At 69.9% G+C, this 16,016-nt stretch carries 16 protein-coding genes; 9 read left to right on the top strand and 7 right to left on the bottom strand.

The genetic code is table 11. The annotated features are described in order from the left end of the window. The first annotated feature begins 34 nt into the window (after positions 1-34). The gene (locus AC2D8W_RS11490) at positions 35-796 is read left to right on the top strand and encodes a PEPxxWA-CTERM sorting domain-containing protein (RefSeq protein WP_484671650.1); all 762 of its coding nucleotides are present in this window, start codon (positions 35-37) and stop codon (positions 794-796) included. Here the strand turns inward: AC2D8W_RS11490 and AC2D8W_RS11495 are convergent, their stop codons facing one another. The 5 genes from AC2D8W_RS11495 to AC2D8W_RS11515 form a co-directional block, all read right to left on the bottom strand. Beyond that, on the bottom strand, positions 797-1,552 hold the full coding sequence (locus tag AC2D8W_RS11495; RefSeq protein ID WP_484671651.1) for a sulfite exporter TauE/SafE family protein: 756 nt from the start codon (positions 1,550-1,552) through the stop codon (positions 797-799). Between the two features lie 19 nt (positions 1,553-1,571). After that, complete coding sequence (locus AC2D8W_RS11500) at positions 1,572-2,525, bottom strand: isopenicillin N synthase family dioxygenase (RefSeq protein WP_484671652.1); 954 nt, start codon at positions 2,523-2,525, stop codon at positions 1,572-1,574. Positions 2,526-2,593: 68 nt separating this feature from the next. Next, positions 2,594-2,788: a hypothetical protein gene (locus tag AC2D8W_RS11505; protein ID WP_484671653.1), complete on the bottom strand. Its 195-nt coding sequence runs from the start codon at positions 2,786-2,788 to the stop codon at positions 2,594-2,596. Positions 2,789-2,829: 41 nt separating this feature from the next. Next, positions 2,830-3,762, bottom strand: coding sequence for an iron-containing redox enzyme family protein (locus tag AC2D8W_RS11510; RefSeq protein ID WP_484671654.1), 933 nt, complete (start codon positions 3,760-3,762; stop codon positions 2,830-2,832). A gap of 80 nt (positions 3,763-3,842) precedes the next feature. After that, positions 3,843-5,687 carry a monovalent cation:proton antiporter-2 (CPA2) family protein gene (locus AC2D8W_RS11515; protein WP_293480326.1) on the bottom strand — a complete coding sequence of 615 codons (1,845 nt, stop codon included), beginning with the start codon at positions 5,685-5,687 and terminating at the stop codon, positions 3,843-3,845. 107 nt (positions 5,688-5,794) lie between these two features. Between AC2D8W_RS11515 and AC2D8W_RS11520 the strand changes: the two genes are divergently transcribed. The 3 genes from AC2D8W_RS11520 (at position 5,795) to msrA (ending at position 7,880) form a co-directional block, all read left to right on the top strand. Next, positions 5,795-6,505 carry a CoA transferase subunit A gene (locus AC2D8W_RS11520; protein ID WP_484671655.1) on the top strand — a complete coding sequence of 237 codons (711 nt, stop codon included), beginning with the start codon at positions 5,795-5,797 and terminating at the stop codon, positions 6,503-6,505. Beyond that, positions 6,505-7,173, top strand: a complete 669-nt coding sequence (locus AC2D8W_RS11525; RefSeq protein WP_293480330.1) for a 3-oxoacid CoA-transferase subunit B — start codon at positions 6,505-6,507, stop codon at positions 7,171-7,173. Before AC2D8W_RS11520 ends, AC2D8W_RS11525 begins: the two co-directional genes overlap by 1 nt. 134 nt (positions 7,174-7,307) lie before the next feature. Then, positions 7,308-7,880, top strand: coding sequence for a peptide-methionine (S)-S-oxide reductase MsrA (gene msrA / locus AC2D8W_RS11530; protein ID WP_484671656.1), 573 nt, complete (start codon positions 7,308-7,310; stop codon positions 7,878-7,880). On the opposite strand, the gene AC2D8W_RS11535 is transcribed toward msrA, so the two are convergent. Next, positions 7,855-9,393: an ArnT family glycosyltransferase gene (locus AC2D8W_RS11535; RefSeq protein ID WP_484671657.1), complete on the bottom strand. Its 1,539-nt coding sequence runs from the start codon at positions 9,391-9,393 to the stop codon at positions 7,855-7,857. The two genes, msrA and AC2D8W_RS11535, sit on opposite strands and share 26 nt — an antisense overlap. Positions 9,394-9,599: 206 nt before the next feature. On the opposite strand from AC2D8W_RS11535, the gene AC2D8W_RS11540 reads away from it, so the two are divergent. The 5 genes from AC2D8W_RS11540 (at position 9,600) to AC2D8W_RS11560 (ending at position 15,560) form a co-directional block, all read left to right on the top strand. Continuing rightward, positions 9,600-12,092, top strand: a complete 2,493-nt coding sequence (locus AC2D8W_RS11540) for a TonB-dependent receptor (RefSeq protein ID WP_484671658.1) — start codon at positions 9,600-9,602, stop codon at positions 12,090-12,092. A gap of 123 nt (positions 12,093-12,215) precedes the next feature. After that, positions 12,216-13,205: an agmatine deiminase family protein gene (locus tag AC2D8W_RS11545; protein ID WP_484671659.1), complete on the top strand. Its 990-nt coding sequence runs from the start codon at positions 12,216-12,218 to the stop codon at positions 13,203-13,205. Next, positions 13,205-14,083, top strand: a complete 879-nt coding sequence (aguB, locus tag AC2D8W_RS11550) for an N-carbamoylputrescine amidase (RefSeq protein ID WP_484671660.1) — start codon at positions 13,205-13,207, stop codon at positions 14,081-14,083. Before AC2D8W_RS11545 ends, aguB begins: the two co-directional genes overlap by 1 nt. A gap of 11 nt (positions 14,084-14,094) precedes the next feature. Next, on the top strand, positions 14,095-14,622 hold the full coding sequence (locus AC2D8W_RS11555) for a GNAT family N-acetyltransferase (protein WP_484671661.1): 528 nt from the start codon (positions 14,095-14,097) through the stop codon (positions 14,620-14,622). Between the two features lie 134 nt (positions 14,623-14,756). Next, entirely contained in the window at positions 14,757-15,560 is an 804-nt protein-coding gene (locus AC2D8W_RS11560) for a SapC family protein (protein WP_484671662.1), read from the top strand. Between the two features lie 59 nt (positions 15,561-15,619). Here the strand turns inward: AC2D8W_RS11560 and AC2D8W_RS11565 are convergent, their stop codons facing one another. Next, the gene (locus tag AC2D8W_RS11565; protein ID WP_484671663.1) at positions 15,620-16,012 is read right to left on the bottom strand and encodes a hotdog family protein; all 393 of its coding nucleotides are present in this window, start codon (positions 16,010-16,012) and stop codon (positions 15,620-15,622) included. Positions 16,013-16,016 lie beyond the last annotated feature (4 nt).

The following is a 16,016-nucleotide window of genomic DNA, read 5'->3' on the forward strand; positions in this document are numbered from 1 at the left end:
GCGCGAGGGGATCAGGATGTTGAAGTCTGCAAGGATGCTTTCGGCCGTAGGGCTTGCCCTGGCCCTCCTCGGCGGCTCGACCGCGTCGGCGGCGACGTTCGTGGACTTCACGAAGAAGCCCGGGTCCGGCGCCACGAACGTCCGCTGGATCAAGAACAACACCGGCGGGCGGCTGATCACCGGCGGCGCGTCCGCGACCCAGCCCGCGCCCCAGGCCGTGATCTTCAACTTCCAGGAGCCGGACCTGCTGGTCGCCCTCGGCCTGTTCGGGCTGCAGGCCAACTTCGTGCTCGACGGGACGGCGGTGAACAGCCCGGCCATGACGACCGCGGAAGGCTGGACCCAGGCCGGCGTGACCGGAACCTTCGCCTTCACGCTCAACCAGGCGCTGACGCCGACGCAGATCGCGGCCTCGGGCTGCCAGAACGCCTGCACGAACCTGCTGTCGGGGTCGTTCACGAACGGGATCATCAAGGGCCTCGGCAACGCCGGCTCCTTCACCGTGGCCGACACTGGAACGCAGTCGATCAGCTTCACCTCGGACTTCCTGCAGTTTCCGGGCGGCCTGGAGAACATGACGCTGACGCTGGGCTCGATCGTCGGCTCGCCCAGCATCGGCCACCTGCCGGGCAAGGCGCTCAACACGTTCAAGGCCAGCGCGACCGGATCGTTCGGCTCCGACCCGGGTCCGACCGCGTACGTTCCCGAACCGGCCACCTGGGGGCTGATGATCGTGGGCTTCCTGGGCGCCGGCGCGATGATCCGCCGCCGGCGCGCGAGCCTGGCCGCCGCCTGATCAGCCCGTCGTCACCGCTTTCCAGATCAGCTGGACCCCGACCGGGATCATCAGCAGGTACACCAGGGTGTAGAAGCGCTCGGCCTGGACGCGGCGGACCAGCCAGACGCCGGCGAAGGTCGATGCGATCGCCACGGGCAGCAGGACCGCCACCGTGAGGAGGTTCTCGCGGGTGAACTGGCCGAGCGCCGCATAGGCGGGGACCTTCAGCCAGTTCACGGCGGCGAAGAAGATGGCCGTGGTGCCCACCAGCGCCCCCGGCGTCAGCCCCCGCGGCATCACCCACATCTGGAACGGCGGCCCGCCGGCGTGGGCGATCTGGCTCGTGAAGCCGGAAACGACGCCGAACAGGACGCCGACCGCCGGAGGCGAGGATGCGGGCGCCTGGACCCGGCCGCCGCGCGCGATCCACAGCCGGTGCAGCGCGAACAGGATCGAGATCGCGCCCAGCACGCCCAGGACGGCCGCCGCCGAGACCTTCGCCGCCAGCAGGTAGCCCAGGAGAATGCCGGCCGCCGCGCCCGGCAGCATCACCATCAGCACGCCCCGGTCCCAGTCCCGGCGGAAGGCCCAGACGCTGACGCTGTCCTGCACGATCAGGATGGGCAGCAGGATCGCCGCGGCCTGCACGGGCGAGACCGCCATGGCGAGCAGCGGCATGGATACCGCGCCGACGCCGGAGAACCCGCCCTTGGCGAGCCCCATCAGCACCACGGCCGGCACGGCCAGCGCGTAGAAGATCGGATCCTGGATCATGCCCCGGGGCGGACGCCGCTCAGGTGAGCTTGATCTCCTTCAGGCGCTCCTGGAGGTAGCCGTCGGCCGTGATCGGCTCTGGGTAGCGATCGGGGTGCTCGGCGTCGATCGTCTCCGGCAGCGTCTTGATCAGGTAGTCCGAGTTGAAGTGCAGGAAGAAGGGCGTCGAATAGCGCGGGAAGCCCCGCCGCTCGGGCGCCGGGTTGACCACCCGATGCGTCGTGGACGGCAGCTTGTGGTTCACCAGCCGCTGCAGCATGTCGCCGATGTTGCAGACCAGGCTGCCGGCCGGCGGGTTGATGGCGATCCAGCGCCCGTCGTGGTCCTTCACCTCCAGCCCCGCCTCCTCGGCGCCGAGCAGCAGGGTGATGACGTTGATGTCCTCGTGGGCGCCGGCGCGGATGTGCGGGCCGTCCTGGGGCACCGGCGGATAGTGCAGCAGGCGCAGGATCGAATTGCCCACGTCCACCTTGTCGTCGAAGAAGTGGCGCGGCAGGCCGAGGTAGACGCTGATCGCTTCCAGCACCTTCAGGCCCATGGCGTCGAGCGCGTCGTACAGCCACTGCACCGCCTCGCGGAACTGCGGCAGCTCGGCGTCGGGCCAGACATTGTCGGCCATGTGGTCGCGGAAGCGGTGGCCGGCGGGCAGGTTGCGGCCCACGTGCCAGAATTCCTTGAGGTCGTAGTGGGTGTGGCCCTTGGCCGTCTCGATGCCGAAGGGCGTGTAGCCGCGCTGTCCGCCGACCCCCAGCTTGTACTTGAGCTTCGTCGCCTCGGGCAGGGCGAAGAACGCCTTGATCTGCCCCAGCGCGGCGTCGATCCGGTCCTGCGGCAGGCCGTGGTCGCCGATCACCGCGAACCCCCAGCGGACATAGCTGTCGCCGAGGTTGCGGCTGAAGGTGTCGAAGTCCCTGTCGAACAGGGTGAAGGAGACGGGCTCGATGGAGTCCTGAAGGTGCAGGGCCTGGCTCATGGCCGCCTTCTACACCCGGGTCCGACCGTCGGCCACTGCTGCGGCGTCCGATCGCGAGGGGCGCGGCTCTATGAGCGACGGTTCGGCGCTGCGGGCTCCGCGAGCTGGCTCCGCGCCAGGATGCTGATCACGCAGGCGGCGGCGGCGGCGCGGGTGGGCGCCGCGCCCTGCTCGACGCGGCCGTCGTCCTTCAGCGCCCGCCACGTCCAGTGCGAGGGGCCGTCAGGGCAGATCGAAAAGGCGAAGGGCTTGAGGTCGGGCATGCTCGTTACTCGCTTGCACAGGGGTCGGGCGCTGCGCCCGGTCACTCGGCCGCGTAGACCAGCGGGTGCGCGTGGGCCCAGAGGTAGGCCCGGTAGGCTTCGAAGCACTGCTCCCCGCAGATCAGCCGCATCATGGCCCCTTCGGCGAGCGGACGCGCGCGGCGGCCGTCCTCCTCGACCAGGGGCGCGAGGGCCTCGGCGTTCCAGGCCCGCGAATGCTCGACGTCCAGGTTGGCGTGCAGCTGGAAGTATTTCCGCGCGATCGGCGGGCAATCGAGGCGCTTCAGGCCGTCGGCGATGCTGGCGACCCGCGTGGGCGCGGTCAGCTCCACGACGCCCAGGGCCCCCACCGACTGGTAGGTGTAGCGCCGCGTCGTCGCGAGCGCGGTCATGGTGTTGGCGAGCGCCAGCGCCTGCCAGCAGGTGCCGTCGATGTCGGGCGCCAGCTCCAGCTCCTCGACGGTCCGCTCGAGCATCGGGCCATGCATGCCGCCGGCCGCGCCACGCCCCATCTCGTCCCAGTAGTTGCGCGCGAGCTCCAGCTTGGGCCGCTGGGGCAGCTTGACCTGGGTGTACGCCACCAGGTCGTCGAACCCGGCCTCCCCGGCCGCCTCCTGGGTGAGGAACCACTTCATCTGCTCGCGGCTGGCGCTCGTCGCGAGCCAATCGAACAGCGGATCCCACTGCCCCGGGCCCGAGTCCTTGAGGCTTTCGAACCAGGCGACGAAGGGTTCGGCCTCGGTGGGAACGTTGGCCACCAGCGGGGCGACGTGGCGGCGGAAGGCCTCGATGAAGGCGCCCTCGAGCCGCAGCATCTGGTGTTCCCGCTCCAGCTCGGCCTTCCAGTCGGGCGTGGGCAGGCGCGGCTCGAGCCGCTCGCGGTTCCAGTGTGCGAGCGCCCGGTGCAGGGCCTCGGCGTCGGGTACGCGGGGCGTGAACTCCCCCAGATTCGCCAGTCGCAGGGCCGGAAACATGGTCGTCCTAGAGCTGCTTCGAGGGCCGGTAGAACCCCCCTGGGCACGCCTTGTTCCGACTCTCACGGTCTCCGCGATCGTCAGGACGCCGTTGGCGCCGCCTCCTCTTCCTCGGCCTCCAGCCGGGCCATTTCGGTCTGGATCAGGCGCTCGAAGGTCTCGCGCGAGGCCCGGGTCGCCTCGATGTAGCGGTCCTCCTCGGCATAGGTGGGTTGCAGCCGGCGGAAGAGCGCCTCGTCGTGTTCGCGGAAGATCACCGCCGAGCGCAGCGCCCGCCGGTCCGTGAACCCGAGCCTCACCAGGGCGCGGCGCCCGAAGTTCAGCGCGCTCTCGTAGGTCTCGCGCTCCACGTCGTCGGCGCCGGCGGCGAGCAGCTCGTAGGCGTGACGGCGGTCGTAGGCGCGCGCGATCACCGCCAGATCGGGGAAGGCCTCCTTGGCGAGCTCGACCACCTCCTGGGCCTTGGCGCGGTCGTCGATGGCCACGATGAGCAGCCGCGCCTTGTCGGCGCCGGCCTGGCGCAGGAGGTCCAGCCGGCTGGCGTCGCCGTAGTGGACCCGCCAGCCGAAGCGCCGGATCAGGTCCAGCTGCTCGATCGAGGAGTCCAGCAGGACGACCCGGAAGCCGTTGGCGATCAGCAGGCGGGTGGCGATCTGCCCGAAGCGGCCGAAGCCCGCCACGATCACCTCGGGCGCACCCTCGTCGAACGGCAGCCGCTCGGGCTCGGGGCGCGCGGTGGCCCGGCTCATCACCAGCCGGTCGTAGGCGGTGAAGGCGAGCGGCGTCAGGGCCATCGAGAGCGCGACCACCGCCGTAGCCAGCTCGGCCTCCCCGGCCGTGAACACGCGCGCGCCGGCCGCGAACCCCAGCAGCACGAACGCGAACTCGCCGCCCTGGGCCAGGGCCACGGCGACCATGCCGCATTCGCGCCGGTTCTTGCCCAGGAAGAACCCGGAGCCGAACATCGCCGCGAACTTCGCGACCATCAGCGCCAGGGTGAGGCCGAAGATCAGCACGGGCTGCGCGGCCACCAGGCCCAGGTTCAGCCCGGCCCCAACCGTGATGAAGAAGAGACCCAGGAGCAGCCCGCGGAACGGCTCGATGTCGGTCTCGATCTCGCGCCGGAACTCGCTCTCGGCCAGGACCACGCCCGCCAGGAAGGCGCCGAGCGCGGGCGAGAGGCCCACCAGCTCCATCAGGGCGGCCACCGCCACCACCAGCAGCAGGGCCGAGGCCGTGAAGATCTCGCGCAGGCGGGCCGCGGCGATGAAGCGGAACATCGGGCGCATCAGGTAGCGGCCCCCGACGACCACGATGGCCACCGCGCCGAAGGTGGCCAGCACCCGCACCCATTCCGGCTGGCCGCCCAGCACGCCGGCGTGCGCCGACGGGCCCGCCGCCGCCCCGTCGGCGCTCAGCAGGGGCAGCAGCGCGAAGAGCGGGATCACCGCCAGGTCCTGGAACAGGAGGACGCCGAACGAGGCGCGGCCCACGGCCCCCTGGCGCAGGCCCCGCTCCTCCAGGTTCGACAGCACGATGGCCGTCGACGACAGGGCCAGGATCAGCCCGGCCGCTACGGCCACCGCCGGCGTGGCTCCCAGGGCCAGGACGATCCCGCCGATCACCGCGGCGCTGGTCGTCATCTGCAGCAGGCCCAGGCCGAAGATCGCGTTGCGCATCTGCCAGAGCAGGGCTGGCCTGACCTCGAGCCCGATCAGGAAGAGCAGGATGACCACGCCGAACTCGGCGAAGGCCATCACGTCGGCCGGCTCGCCCACGAGGTCGAGAACGAAGGGCCCCACGAGGGCCCCGGCGATGAGGTAGCCCAGCACCGAGCCCAGCCCCAGCCGCTTGGCGATCGGCACCGAAAGCACCGCGGCCGCGAGGTAGACGAGAGCCTGGGTCAGGGCGTTGTCGGCATGCATGCCGCCACTCTAGACCGGAAAGCTGGCGGTCCGTCCCAAATCATCATTGGGTGAATTATTTTCCGCGACCGGTTCTCAATCGCGCCGTTGGGGCGTATTGGGCGGACATGGCGAACAAGGTGCGCAAGGACGCGGTCGAGGCGCTGCAAGGGCTGCTCTTCGACGGCATGACGATCATGGCGGGCGGCTTCGGCCTCTGCGGCATCCCGGAGAACCTGATCGCGGCGATCCGGGCTTCCGGGGTCAAGGACCTGACCGTGGTCTCGAACAACTGCGGCGTCGACGACTTCGGCCTCGGCGTGCTGCTGGCCGGCGGTCAGATCCGCAAGATGATTTCGAGCTACGTGGGCGAGAACAAGCTGTTCGCCGAGCTCTACCTGTCGGGCAAGCTGGAGCTGGAGTTCAACCCGCAGGGCACGCTCGCCGAGCGGATCCGGGCGGGCGGCGCGGGCATCCCCGCCTTCTTCACCAAGACCGGCGTCGGCACCCTGGTGGCCGAGGGCAAGGAGGTCCGCGAGTTCGACGGCGAGCTCTATGTGATGGAGCGGGGCCTCACCGCCGACCTGTCGATCGTCAAGGCCTGGAAGGGCGACGCCGAGGGCAACCTCGTCTACCGGATGACCGCGCGGAACTTCAATCCGATGATGGCCACCGCCGGAAAGGTCTGCGTGGCCGAGGTCGAGCAGCTGGTCGAGGTCGGCGCGCTGGACCCCGACCAGATCCACACCCCCGGCATCTTCGTCGACCGGATCCTGCAGGGGACGCACGAGAAGCGGATCGAGCAGCGCACCACGCGCAAGCTGGAAGGAGCGGCGTGATGGCCCAGGACAGCAAGGGTTGGACCCGCGACCAGATCGCCGCCCGCGCCGCGCGCGAGCTGCGCGACGGCTTCTACGTGAACCTGGGCATCGGCATCCCGACCCTGGTGGCCAACTACATCCCCTCGGGCGTCAGCGTCACGCTGCAGAGCGAGAACGGCATGCTGGGCATGGGGCCGTTCCCCACCGAGAACGAGGTCGACGCCGACCTCATCAACGCCGGCAAGCAGACCATCACGGCCCTGCCCTCCAGCTCGTTCTTTTCGTCGGCCGACTCGTTCGCGATGATCCGGGGCGGCCACATCGACCTGTCCATCCTGGGCGCCATGCAGGTGGCCGAGAACGGCGACCTGGCGAACTGGATGGTGCCCGGCAAGATGGTGAAGGGCATGGGCGGCGCCATGGACCTGGTGGCCGGCGTCAAGCGCGTGGTCGTGGTCATGGAGCACACCGAAAAGACCGGCGCGCCCAAGCTGCTGAAGGCCTGCACCCTGCCGCTCACCGGCGCGGGCGTGGTGGACCTGGTGATCACCGACCTGGGCGTCTTCGAGGTGAACCGCGGGAAATCGCCGCTGACGCTGCTCGAACTGGCCGACGGCGTGACGGTCGACGAGGTGCGCGCGAAGACCGAGGCCGCGTTCCGGGTGGCGGAGGGCGTCGGAGCCTAGGGTCAGCCGCCGGCGCGGACATCGCGTCGATGCGCAGGCCGCATCGCGGCCTCGCTTGAAGCCTTGCGGGCGCCGTCTCACGTATTGACGCATGGACTTGCCGGACCGGCGAGACGTGAGGAATGCTGCCGACCATGAAGACGCTGACCTTTGCCGCCGCCCTGGCCGTCGCGGGCCTGCTGGGCTCGACCGCGACCGCCGCCACCAAGACCGCCGTGTTCGCCGGCGGCTGCTTCTGGTCTGTGGAGAAGTTCTTCGAGGCGACCCCGGGCGTGACCTCGGCCGTGTCGGGCTACTCGGGCGGCACGAGCTCGAACCCCACCTACGAGAACCACGCGGGGCACCTGGAGGCGGTGAAGGTCACCTACGACCCGGCGAAGATCAGCTACGCCCAGCTGGTCGACACCTTCTACCACAACATCGACCCCACCGATCCGACCGGGCAGATGTGCGACAAGGGCCCGTCCTACCGGACCGCGGTCTTCACGGCGAACCGCGAGGAGCGGGCCATCGCCGAGGCTGCGCGGGTGAAGTACGAGAAGGAGCTGGGCCGCAAGATCACGGTGACCACCCGCAGCGCGACGCCGTTCTGGACCGCCGAGGCCTATCACCAGGACTTCGCCAAGAAGAACCCGGCCCACTATGGCCGCTACCGCCAGGGCTGCGGCTGGGACCGCACGCTCAGGGTGGTGTGGGGAGCCCGGTAGCCGCGTCGCGCGGCCGCGGGTCCAGGCCCTCGCCGACGAACATCTCGACCCGCCGCTTGCGCTTGCGGTCGAGCCGCACGCTGCCGATCTCGAGGCCCGAGGCGCGAGCGAAGTCGGCCTCCATCTCGGCGCGCCGCCAGCCCTCGTAGCTGACCATCAGCACGCGGCGCCCCAGCTCGCGCGTCAGGGGCGCGGCGGTTTCGGCCTGGTTGCGCGGGCCCTCCATCAGCAGCCAGGCGGTCAGCGGCGGCGCGCCGGCCGCGAAGCGGTCGCGGCCGTAGTAGGCGGTGGCGTAGAAGAGGAAGCGGTTGTTCACGGCGATGGCCGTCAGCCCCGGCTCGCGTTCGGCCCGGTCGAGGATCAGGTCGGCCGTCTGGCTCCAGCCGCGGAGGCGCTTGAGGCCGTTGGACAGCCCCGCCTTGTCGGCCAGCGCGGGCGAGACCAGCGCCGCCAGGAAGAACGCCGCGATCGCGCCCTGCAGCGCCAGCGCCGCGACCAGCCACCGGCGCGCCCGCCAGCGGACGAGCCAGGCCGCGGCGAGCACCGAACCGGTCAGGTAGCCCGCGCCCGACCAGTTGGCGTTGGCGCGGCTGATGAAGGCCTGCGCGGTGACGATCAGGAGCGGCGGCAGCGTGAAGCACAGCAGCGTGACGTCGGCGTCCGACAGCCGCCGGCCGCGCAGGGCCAGGATCACGCCGGCCAGCAGGACGGCCAGCGGGATCGGGCCGAAGACCCCGAACTGCGAGCCCACGAACTCGGCGACGGTCGCCAGGTTGAACAGCTGGACGCCGTTCCAGGCGGCGTTGGAGGCGGTGTGCTGCACGGTGGCGAACTGGTGCGCGGCGTTCCAGACCACGTTGGGCGCCAGCACACAGGCCAGCGTCGCCAGTCCAGCGGCCAGGGGCGCCCACCTCCAGGCGGCGCGGGCCCGCGTCGAGAGGGCGGCGTGCAGCGCAAGCCCGGCGACCGCGTAGATCGCGGCGTACTTCGACAGGAAAGCGAGGCCGAGGGCCACGCCCATCGCCGCCGCGAGGGCGACGCGCCGCCGCCCGCCGGCGTCCAGGAGGTGGATATACGCGAGGACGGTGAGACCCAGGAAGAAGAGCAGCGGCGCGTCGGTGGCGGCCACGAGGGCCGAGACCTGCACGCCCGGCATGAGGCCGTAGAGGGCCGCCGCCGCCAGCCCCACGGCGCCGCCGTAGAGCCGGCGGCCGATCAGGAAGACGACGAAGGTGGCCGCGCCCTGGAACAGCACGGCCGACAGCCGCACCCACGGCTCGGCGTCGCCGCCGATGGCCGTCGTCGCCCAGATCGCCCAGGCGATCATCGGCGGCTTGGAATAGTAGCCGAAGTCCAGCGTCCGCGACCAAAGCCAGTACTGGGCTTCGTCCGGATAGAGCTCGAGCGGCGTCAGGAACAGCGCGCCCAGGCGGGCGAGGGACAGGCCGATCACCAGGACCGCCGCCGCGCGCAGGTCGCTCGCCGCCGCGCGGCCGGTCTCAGGCTGCGTCATACCGCCACTCCGACAGGCCGCGGACGTTAGCGGCTGCCGCCGAAACGCACAAAGACTGATGCGTTTAGGCCGCAGTGTGACGGTCTCGGGCACACCGTAGCAAAACCGTCACCAACAGCCCCGATTTACGCGCTATATGGCGCCGCAAGATCCAGGGGCGCCGGAGGGGAGCCCCATCGCAGGGATCTCTCTGAAGGGGCTACTGAATGCAGATCAAACTCAGCCGCGCGCTCTGCGCGACCACGGCGCTCGCCACGGGCCTGCTGATCTCGGGCGCGGCGTTCGCGCAGTCCACCGGCACCGCGATCGTCGAGGAACTGGTCGTCACCGGCTCCACCGGCCCGCGTAACCTCGACGGCGCCATCGTGGCGATCGAAGAGCCCAAGTCCCGTGCGGCGATCACCGCCGAGTTCATCAGCCGGCAGACGCCCGGCCAGTCGGTGCTCGACACCATCAACCTGCTGCCGGCCGTCAACTTCACCAACAACGACGCCTACGGCTCGGCCGGCGGCGACTTCGTCATCCGCGGCTTCGACTCGCAGCGGGTCGCGGTGCTGCAGGACGGCGTTCCGCTGAACGACAGCGGCAACTACGCCGTGTTCCCGAACCAGCAGCTCGAGTCCGACCTGATCGAGCGCGTGACGGTCAACCTCGGCACCACCGACGTCGACAGCCCCACGGCCGCGGCCGCGGGCGGCACGATCAACTACGTCACCAAGCGCACGACCCGCGAGTTCGGCGTCCGCGGCGAGCTGGGCTACGGCTCGGAAGACATGCAGCGCTACTACGTCACGGTGAACAGCGGCGAGATCGGCCCCTTCGGGACCCGCCTCTGGATCTCGGGCATGTACCAGAAGTACGACCACTTCCGCCCGATCAACTCGCCGATCCCGGCGCCGGGCGGCATCGAGAAGAAGCAGTTCAACGGCCGTATCGACCAGGACTTCGGCGACTTCGGCCAGGCCAGCCTGATCTTCAACTACAACGAAAACCGCAACAATTTCATCAACCGGATCAACCTGGCCACGTTCCAGCGCCAGGGCCGGACCGCTGCGGGCGCGCCCGACACGAGCATGGTCGCGCCCTCGGTCTGCCTTCGCCCGACGCCGGCCGGCGGCACGGCCCAGGTGGACAACTCCGGCGCATTCACCTGCCCGACCGGCTTCTATGAATTCACCATCAACCCGTCGAACACCGGCAACATCCGCGGCCTCTCAAGCTGGAACCTGTCTGACACCCTCACGCTCACCGTCGACCCGTCGTTTCAGTACGTGCTGGCAAATGGCGGCGGCGCACAGGTGTTTCCCGAGAATGATCCACAGCTGCGCGGGAACTCCACCGCGGCGGGCGTCGACCTGAACGGCGACGGCGACACCCTGGACCGTGTGTTCCTCTACCGCCCGAACACCACGAACACGCGGCGCTACGGCGTCACCACCTCGCTGATCTGGAAGTACGCCGAGAACCAGAGCGTGCGCCTGGCCTACACCTTCGACCGCGCCAAGCACCGTCAGACCGGCGATGTCGGCTTCATCGACCAGAACGGCATTCCCGAGAACGTCTTCGGGGGCAAGGACGGCCAGGGGCGTCAAGTGACGCTGCCCGACGGCACCAACCTGCGCCGCCGCGATCGCCTCTCGATCGCCATGCTGAACCAGGTTGCGGCCGAGTGGCGCGGCCGCTTCCTGGAAGACAAGCTGCTGCTGAACGTCGGCGTCCGGGCGCCCTTCTTCAAGCGCGACCTGAACAACTACTGCTTCCAGCAGAACACCTTCAACGCCTATTGCACGACCCAGGTCGGCACTCCGGTTCCCGGCACCAACGACGGCGCCGGCCGCCCGCTGGTCACCTTCCCGGCCGCCGCGCTGAACACCAACGCGACGTTCCGCTATGGCCAGCCGCGTTCGTTCAAGCGCAAGTACGACGACATCCTGCCCAACGTCGGCGCCAGCTACGACTTCACCGACAACCTGTCGGTCTATGCGAGCTACGCCGAGACGATCTCGGTTCCGCGAACCGACGACCTCTACGATCAGGTTCTGGTCGACCCGGACCCCGAAACCTCGCGGACCTACGACGTGGGCCTCCGCTACCAGGACGACGTGTTCATGGTCTCGGCCGCCGTCTATCTGACCCAGTTCAAGAACCGGATCGAGCGCGTGCTCGACGAAGCTTCCAACGTCTCGTTCTCGCAGAACGTCGGCGATGTGGACAACAAGGGCTTCGACTTCCAGTTCGGCTGGAAGCCGGCCGACGAGTTCAGCTTCTACGCGTCCTACTCGTTCATCGACTCCGAGATTCAGAACGACATCCGCGAGTCCAACGTGCTTCTGCCCACCACGGGCAAGCAGGTGTACGAGACGCCCAGGCACCAGGGCGGCGCCCGCGTCCAGTACGACCCGATGGACTGGCTGAGCCTCGGCGCGCAGGTGAAGTGGGTGGGCGACCGCTACACCAACCTCGTGAACACCGAGAAATTCCGCGGCTACCAGCTCGTGGACTTCGACGTGCGCTTCAAGCTGACCAGCCTGCCGTCCATGGAAAGCGTGGGGCTGAAGGACACCTACCTCCAGCTCAACGTCCGTAACGCGTTCAACGAGCGCTACCTGGGCGACATCACGCCCAACATCTCGGGTACGGCCTTGGGCCAGCCGGGCTACCGCCGCAGCTTCATCGCGACGCTGCACTTCGAGTTCTAGGCTCGAAGCCGGATCGAAGCTGGAAGGGGCGGCCGCGGCGACGCGGCCGCCCTTTTCGCTGCGCGCTTGACGCAGGGGACGGCGGGGGCCATCTGCGCACGCCTTTGGGAGACGTGACCCACGATGAGCTTCGTCGTTCCGCCCGAGTGGGCGCCGCACCGCGCCATGTGGCTGGGTTTCCCCAGCCACGCGGAGCTGTGGCAGGACGACCTCGCGGCCGCGCAGGGCGAGGTCGCAGCGCTGGCGCGCGCCCTGGCCGGCCCGGGCGGGGAGCGGGTGCGCCTGATGACGGGGCATCCCGACGGCGAGGCGGCGGCCCGCGCGATGCTGGCCGGCGTCGACGGGATCGAGATCGTCCCCGGCCGCTTCGGCGACATCTGGCTGCGCGACACCGGGCCCATCTTCGCGGACGGCAAGGCGCTCGCCTTCCGCTTCAACGGCTGGGGCGGGAAGTACGCCCTGGAGCACGACGACACGGTCGCGCAGCAGATCGCCGAGGCGGCCGGCGCGCCGCTCGTCGCCCACGACTTCATCCTGGAAGGCGGGGCGGTCGACCACGACGGCCGCGGCACGGTGCTCACCACCGACCAGTGCCTGCTGAACCGCAACCGCAACCCCGGCTGGACCGCCGCCGAGGCCGAGGCCGCGCTGGCGCAGAGCCTCGGCGCGCGCAAGGTGCTCTGGCTGGGCGAGGGCCTTCGCAACGACCACACCGACGGTCACGTGGACAACCTCGCGCGGTTCGTCGCGCCGGCCACGGTCGCCGTGCCCGTGGCCTGGGGGCGGGGCGACCCGAACGCCGAGGCCTACGACGACGCCGCGCGCCGCCTCTCGGGCATGACCGACGCCGACGGCGAGACGCTGAAGGTGGTGCGCATCCCCTCGCCGGGCTGGATCGACGGCGAGGACGGCCCCATCCCCGCCAGCCACATGAACTTCCTCATCGCCAACAGGGCGGTGATCGTGCCGATCTACGAGAAGCAGCCGGGCGACTTCGCCGTGGGCGTGCTGAAGGAGGTCTTCCCCGACCGCGCGGTGATCGGCCTGCCCTCCTCCGCCATCCTCACCGGCGGCGGGTCCTTTCACTGCATCACCCAGCAGGAGCCGGCCTGATGCCCCGCACGATCAAGGTGGCCGCCATCCAGACCTCGTACGGCGAGGACCTGGCGGCCAACATCGAGAAGACGAAGGACTTCGTCCGCCAGGCGGCCGCCGGCGGCGCGCAGGTGGTCCTGCCGTCCGAGCTGTTCCAGGGGCCCTACTTCTGCGTGGCGCAGGAGGAGCGCTGGTTCGCCACCGCCCATCCGTGGCGCGAGCACCCCTGCGTGACGGCGCTGGCGCCGCTGGCGGGGGAGCTGGGCGTCGTGATCCCGATCTCGATCTTCGAGCGCGAGGGCCCGCACTACTTCAACAGCCTGGTGATGGCCGACGCCGACGGCTCGCTCATGGGCGTCTACCGCAAGAGCCACATCCCCGACGGCCCCGGCTACATGGAGAAGTACTACTTCCGGCCGGGGGACACGGGCTTCAAGGTCTGGGACACCCGCTTCGGCCGCCTGGGCGTCGGGATCTGCTGGGACCAGTGGTACCCGGAGTGCGCGCGGGCCATGGCCCTGATGGGCGCAGAGGTGCTGTTCTACCCCACCGCCATAGGCTCCGAGCCGCACGACCCGACGCTGGACACCGCCGCGCCCTGGCGGCGGGCGATGCAGGGCCACGCCGTGTCGAACGTGATCCCGGTGGTGGGGGCCAACCGCACGGGCTTCGAACCGTGGGCCGGCTATCCCAACGGCGGCCAGCAGTTCTACGGCTCCAGCTTCATCGCCGACCACCGCGGCGACCTGGTGGCTGCGCTGGGCCGCGAGGACGAGGGCGTGCTCGCCGCCGATTTCGACCTGGACTACCTGGCCACGCACCGCGCCGCGTGGGGCTTCTTCCGCGACCGCCGCACCGACCTCTACGGCGCGCTGACGGGTCCGCGCCCCCAATAGGAGGCAAGGGCATGATCGAGACCGAGCGCCTGATCCTGCGGCCCTGGCGCGACGCGGACCGCGAGGCCTTCGCGGCCCTCAACGGCGACCCGCGCGTCGGCGACTGGCTGGGCGGAGCGATCGACCGCGCCGCCAGCGACGCCCTGATGGACCGGATCAGCGAGCAGATGGCCCGCGACGGCTACGGCTTCTTCGCCGCGGAGCGGAAGGCCGACGGCAAGCTCATCGGCATGATCGGCATCCGCGGCAACGTCGGCCCCCCGGCCCCCACGGCCATCGAGCTGGGCTGGCGTCTGTCGCCCGAGGCGCAGGGGACCGGTCTCGCCACCGAGGGGGCGCAGGCCTGCCTGGACTGGGGCTTCGCCAATCTCGACACGGACGAGATCCTGGCCTGGACGGCGTCCACGAACGTCCGCTCCCAGGCCGTCATGCGCCGGATCGGCATGGCCGCCGATCCCTCGCGGGATTTCGTCCACACCGGCCTGCCCGAGGGCCATCCGCTGCGCCAGCACGTGGTCTTCGCCGCCAGGCGCCCCTGACGGCGCAAGCGCCCGACGGAGGGGGCCGGCCGCGCGTCGCATTTGCCGCCGAAACACGGATCGGCTAGAGGAGGCGACCTTGCCCGCAGGCCGCACGCCCGGCGCGGCGCACACCAGATTTTCGAAGGTTCCCGATGACCACCACGACCCCGCAGGCCCCGGGCCAACTCTCCGGCAACGTCCTGTTCTATTCGAAGCCCGAGCCGCTGGCGAAGGAACTGCATTCCAACCTCGGCGTGAAGCGCATGGACGGCCCGTTCGGCTTCGCCAAGGCCGGCCACGCCATCCCGCTGACCGTGGGCGAGTTCCCGCTGGCCGCCGTCACCGGCCCGATCATCTTCGTGGGCGAGGAGAAGCTCCCGATCGCCGTCATGGGCCTGAACGCCGGCGAGAACATGTTCGTGAAGGACGACGGCACCTTCGAGAGCGGCATCTACATCCCGGCCTACGTGCGCCGCTATCCGTTCGTCTTCGCCAACGACGAGCAGAACAAGCAGATGGTGCTGTGCATCGACCGCAACGCCGAGTTCATCACCGACAAGGGCTATGACATGGCCTTCTTCGAGGCGAACGGCGAGCCGACCGAGTACACGAAGAACTGCATCGAGTTCTGCAACAACTTCGAGGTCGAGCGGCAGCGCACCATGAGCTTCGTGCAACTCCTGAAGGACCTGGACCTGTTCGAGACCAAGGAAGCCACCTTCACGCCCGCCAACCCCGACGGCACGGCCGGCGAGCCGCAGAAGATCGCCGAGTACTTCGGCGTGTCGGAAGAGAAGCTGAACAAGGTGCCCGCGGAAAAGTTCGTGGAACTGCGCGACAACGGCGCGCTGGGCCAGATCTACGCCCACATCCACAGCCTCGTGGGCTGGGACCGCCTGATCGCCCTCGCCATGACCAGGGCCGCCGAGCAGCAGCCCGCCGCCAACCTGAACTAGCGGGCGCGCCGCCCTCTCCCTTTCGCTCCCTTGGGGCGAAGTCGAAGCGGGAGGGGGCTTCAGCGCGTGAAGACGCTGCGCGTCAGGCAGGAGAAGACCAGCCGTCCCGCCTCGTCGAGCAGGTCGTGCTGGGCGATGACGATGCCCTTGTCTTCGCCCACGGGGTCCTTCGCCATCACCGTCATCCGCCCGCGGAGCAGTTCTCCGGCGGGCGGGTTGCGCATCCAGCGCAGGGCGTCCACGCCCAGCCGCTTGGTCTGGGGCCAGTCCGTCGCCGCGATCGCGTCGAGCCGCGCCCAGATCGCAAAGACCATGGCGTCGGGCGCGCCGCGGTCCACGCTCCACCCCGGCGTGAACGCGGACACGAATGTCTTCAGCGCCTCGGGGTCGACGGCGGCGACGCCGAGGTTCTCGACCTGGCCGATCGAGAGATCGTCGAAGGATGCAGGCAACGGC

It is taken from the genome of Phenylobacterium sp. T106, assembly GCF_057219735.1.

Excerpts from the sequence above, each read along its gene's own strand:
- AC2D8W_RS11505 (WP_484671653.1), bottom strand. The coding sequence starts at position 2,788 with ATGCCCGACCTCAAGCCCTTCGCCTTTTCGATCTGCCCTGACGGCCCC.
- AC2D8W_RS11535 (WP_484671657.1), bottom strand. The coding sequence starts at position 9,393 with ATGACGCAGCCTGAGACCGGCCGCGCGGCGGCGAGCGACCTGCGCGCG.
- AC2D8W_RS11540 (WP_484671658.1), top strand. The coding sequence starts at position 9,600 with ATGCAGATCAAACTCAGCCGCGCGCTCTGCGCGACCACGGCGCTCGCC.
- AC2D8W_RS11555 (WP_484671661.1), top strand. The coding sequence starts at position 14,095 with ATGATCGAGACCGAGCGCCTGATCCTGCGGCCCTGGCGCGACGCGGAC.
- AC2D8W_RS11520 (WP_484671655.1), top strand. The coding sequence starts at position 5,795 with ATGGCGAACAAGGTGCGCAAGGACGCGGTCGAGGCGCTGCAAGGGCTG.
- AC2D8W_RS11500 (WP_484671652.1), bottom strand. The coding sequence starts at position 2,525 with ATGAGCCAGGCCCTGCACCTTCAGGACTCCATCGAGCCCGTCTCCTTC.
- AC2D8W_RS11510 (WP_484671654.1), bottom strand. The coding sequence starts at position 3,762 with ATGTTTCCGGCCCTGCGACTGGCGAATCTGGGGGAGTTCACGCCCCGC.
- AC2D8W_RS11515 (WP_293480326.1), bottom strand. The coding sequence starts at position 5,687 with ATGCATGCCGACAACGCCCTGACCCAGGCTCTCGTCTACCTCGCGGCC.
- aguB (WP_484671660.1), top strand. The coding sequence starts at position 13,205 with ATGCCCCGCACGATCAAGGTGGCCGCCATCCAGACCTCGTACGGCGAG.
- AC2D8W_RS11560 (WP_484671662.1), top strand. The coding sequence starts at position 14,757 with ATGACCACCACGACCCCGCAGGCCCCGGGCCAACTCTCCGGCAACGTC.
- AC2D8W_RS11545 (WP_484671659.1), top strand. The coding sequence starts at position 12,216 with ATGAGCTTCGTCGTTCCGCCCGAGTGGGCGCCGCACCGCGCCATGTGG.
- AC2D8W_RS11490 (WP_484671650.1), top strand. The coding sequence starts at position 35 with ATGCTTTCGGCCGTAGGGCTTGCCCTGGCCCTCCTCGGCGGCTCGACC.
- AC2D8W_RS11495 (WP_484671651.1), bottom strand. The coding sequence starts at position 1,552 with ATGATCCAGGATCCGATCTTCTACGCGCTGGCCGTGCCGGCCGTGGTG.
- msrA (WP_484671656.1), top strand. The coding sequence starts at position 7,308 with ATGAAGACGCTGACCTTTGCCGCCGCCCTGGCCGTCGCGGGCCTGCTG.
- AC2D8W_RS11525 (WP_293480330.1), top strand. The coding sequence starts at position 6,505 with ATGGCCCAGGACAGCAAGGGTTGGACCCGCGACCAGATCGCCGCCCGC.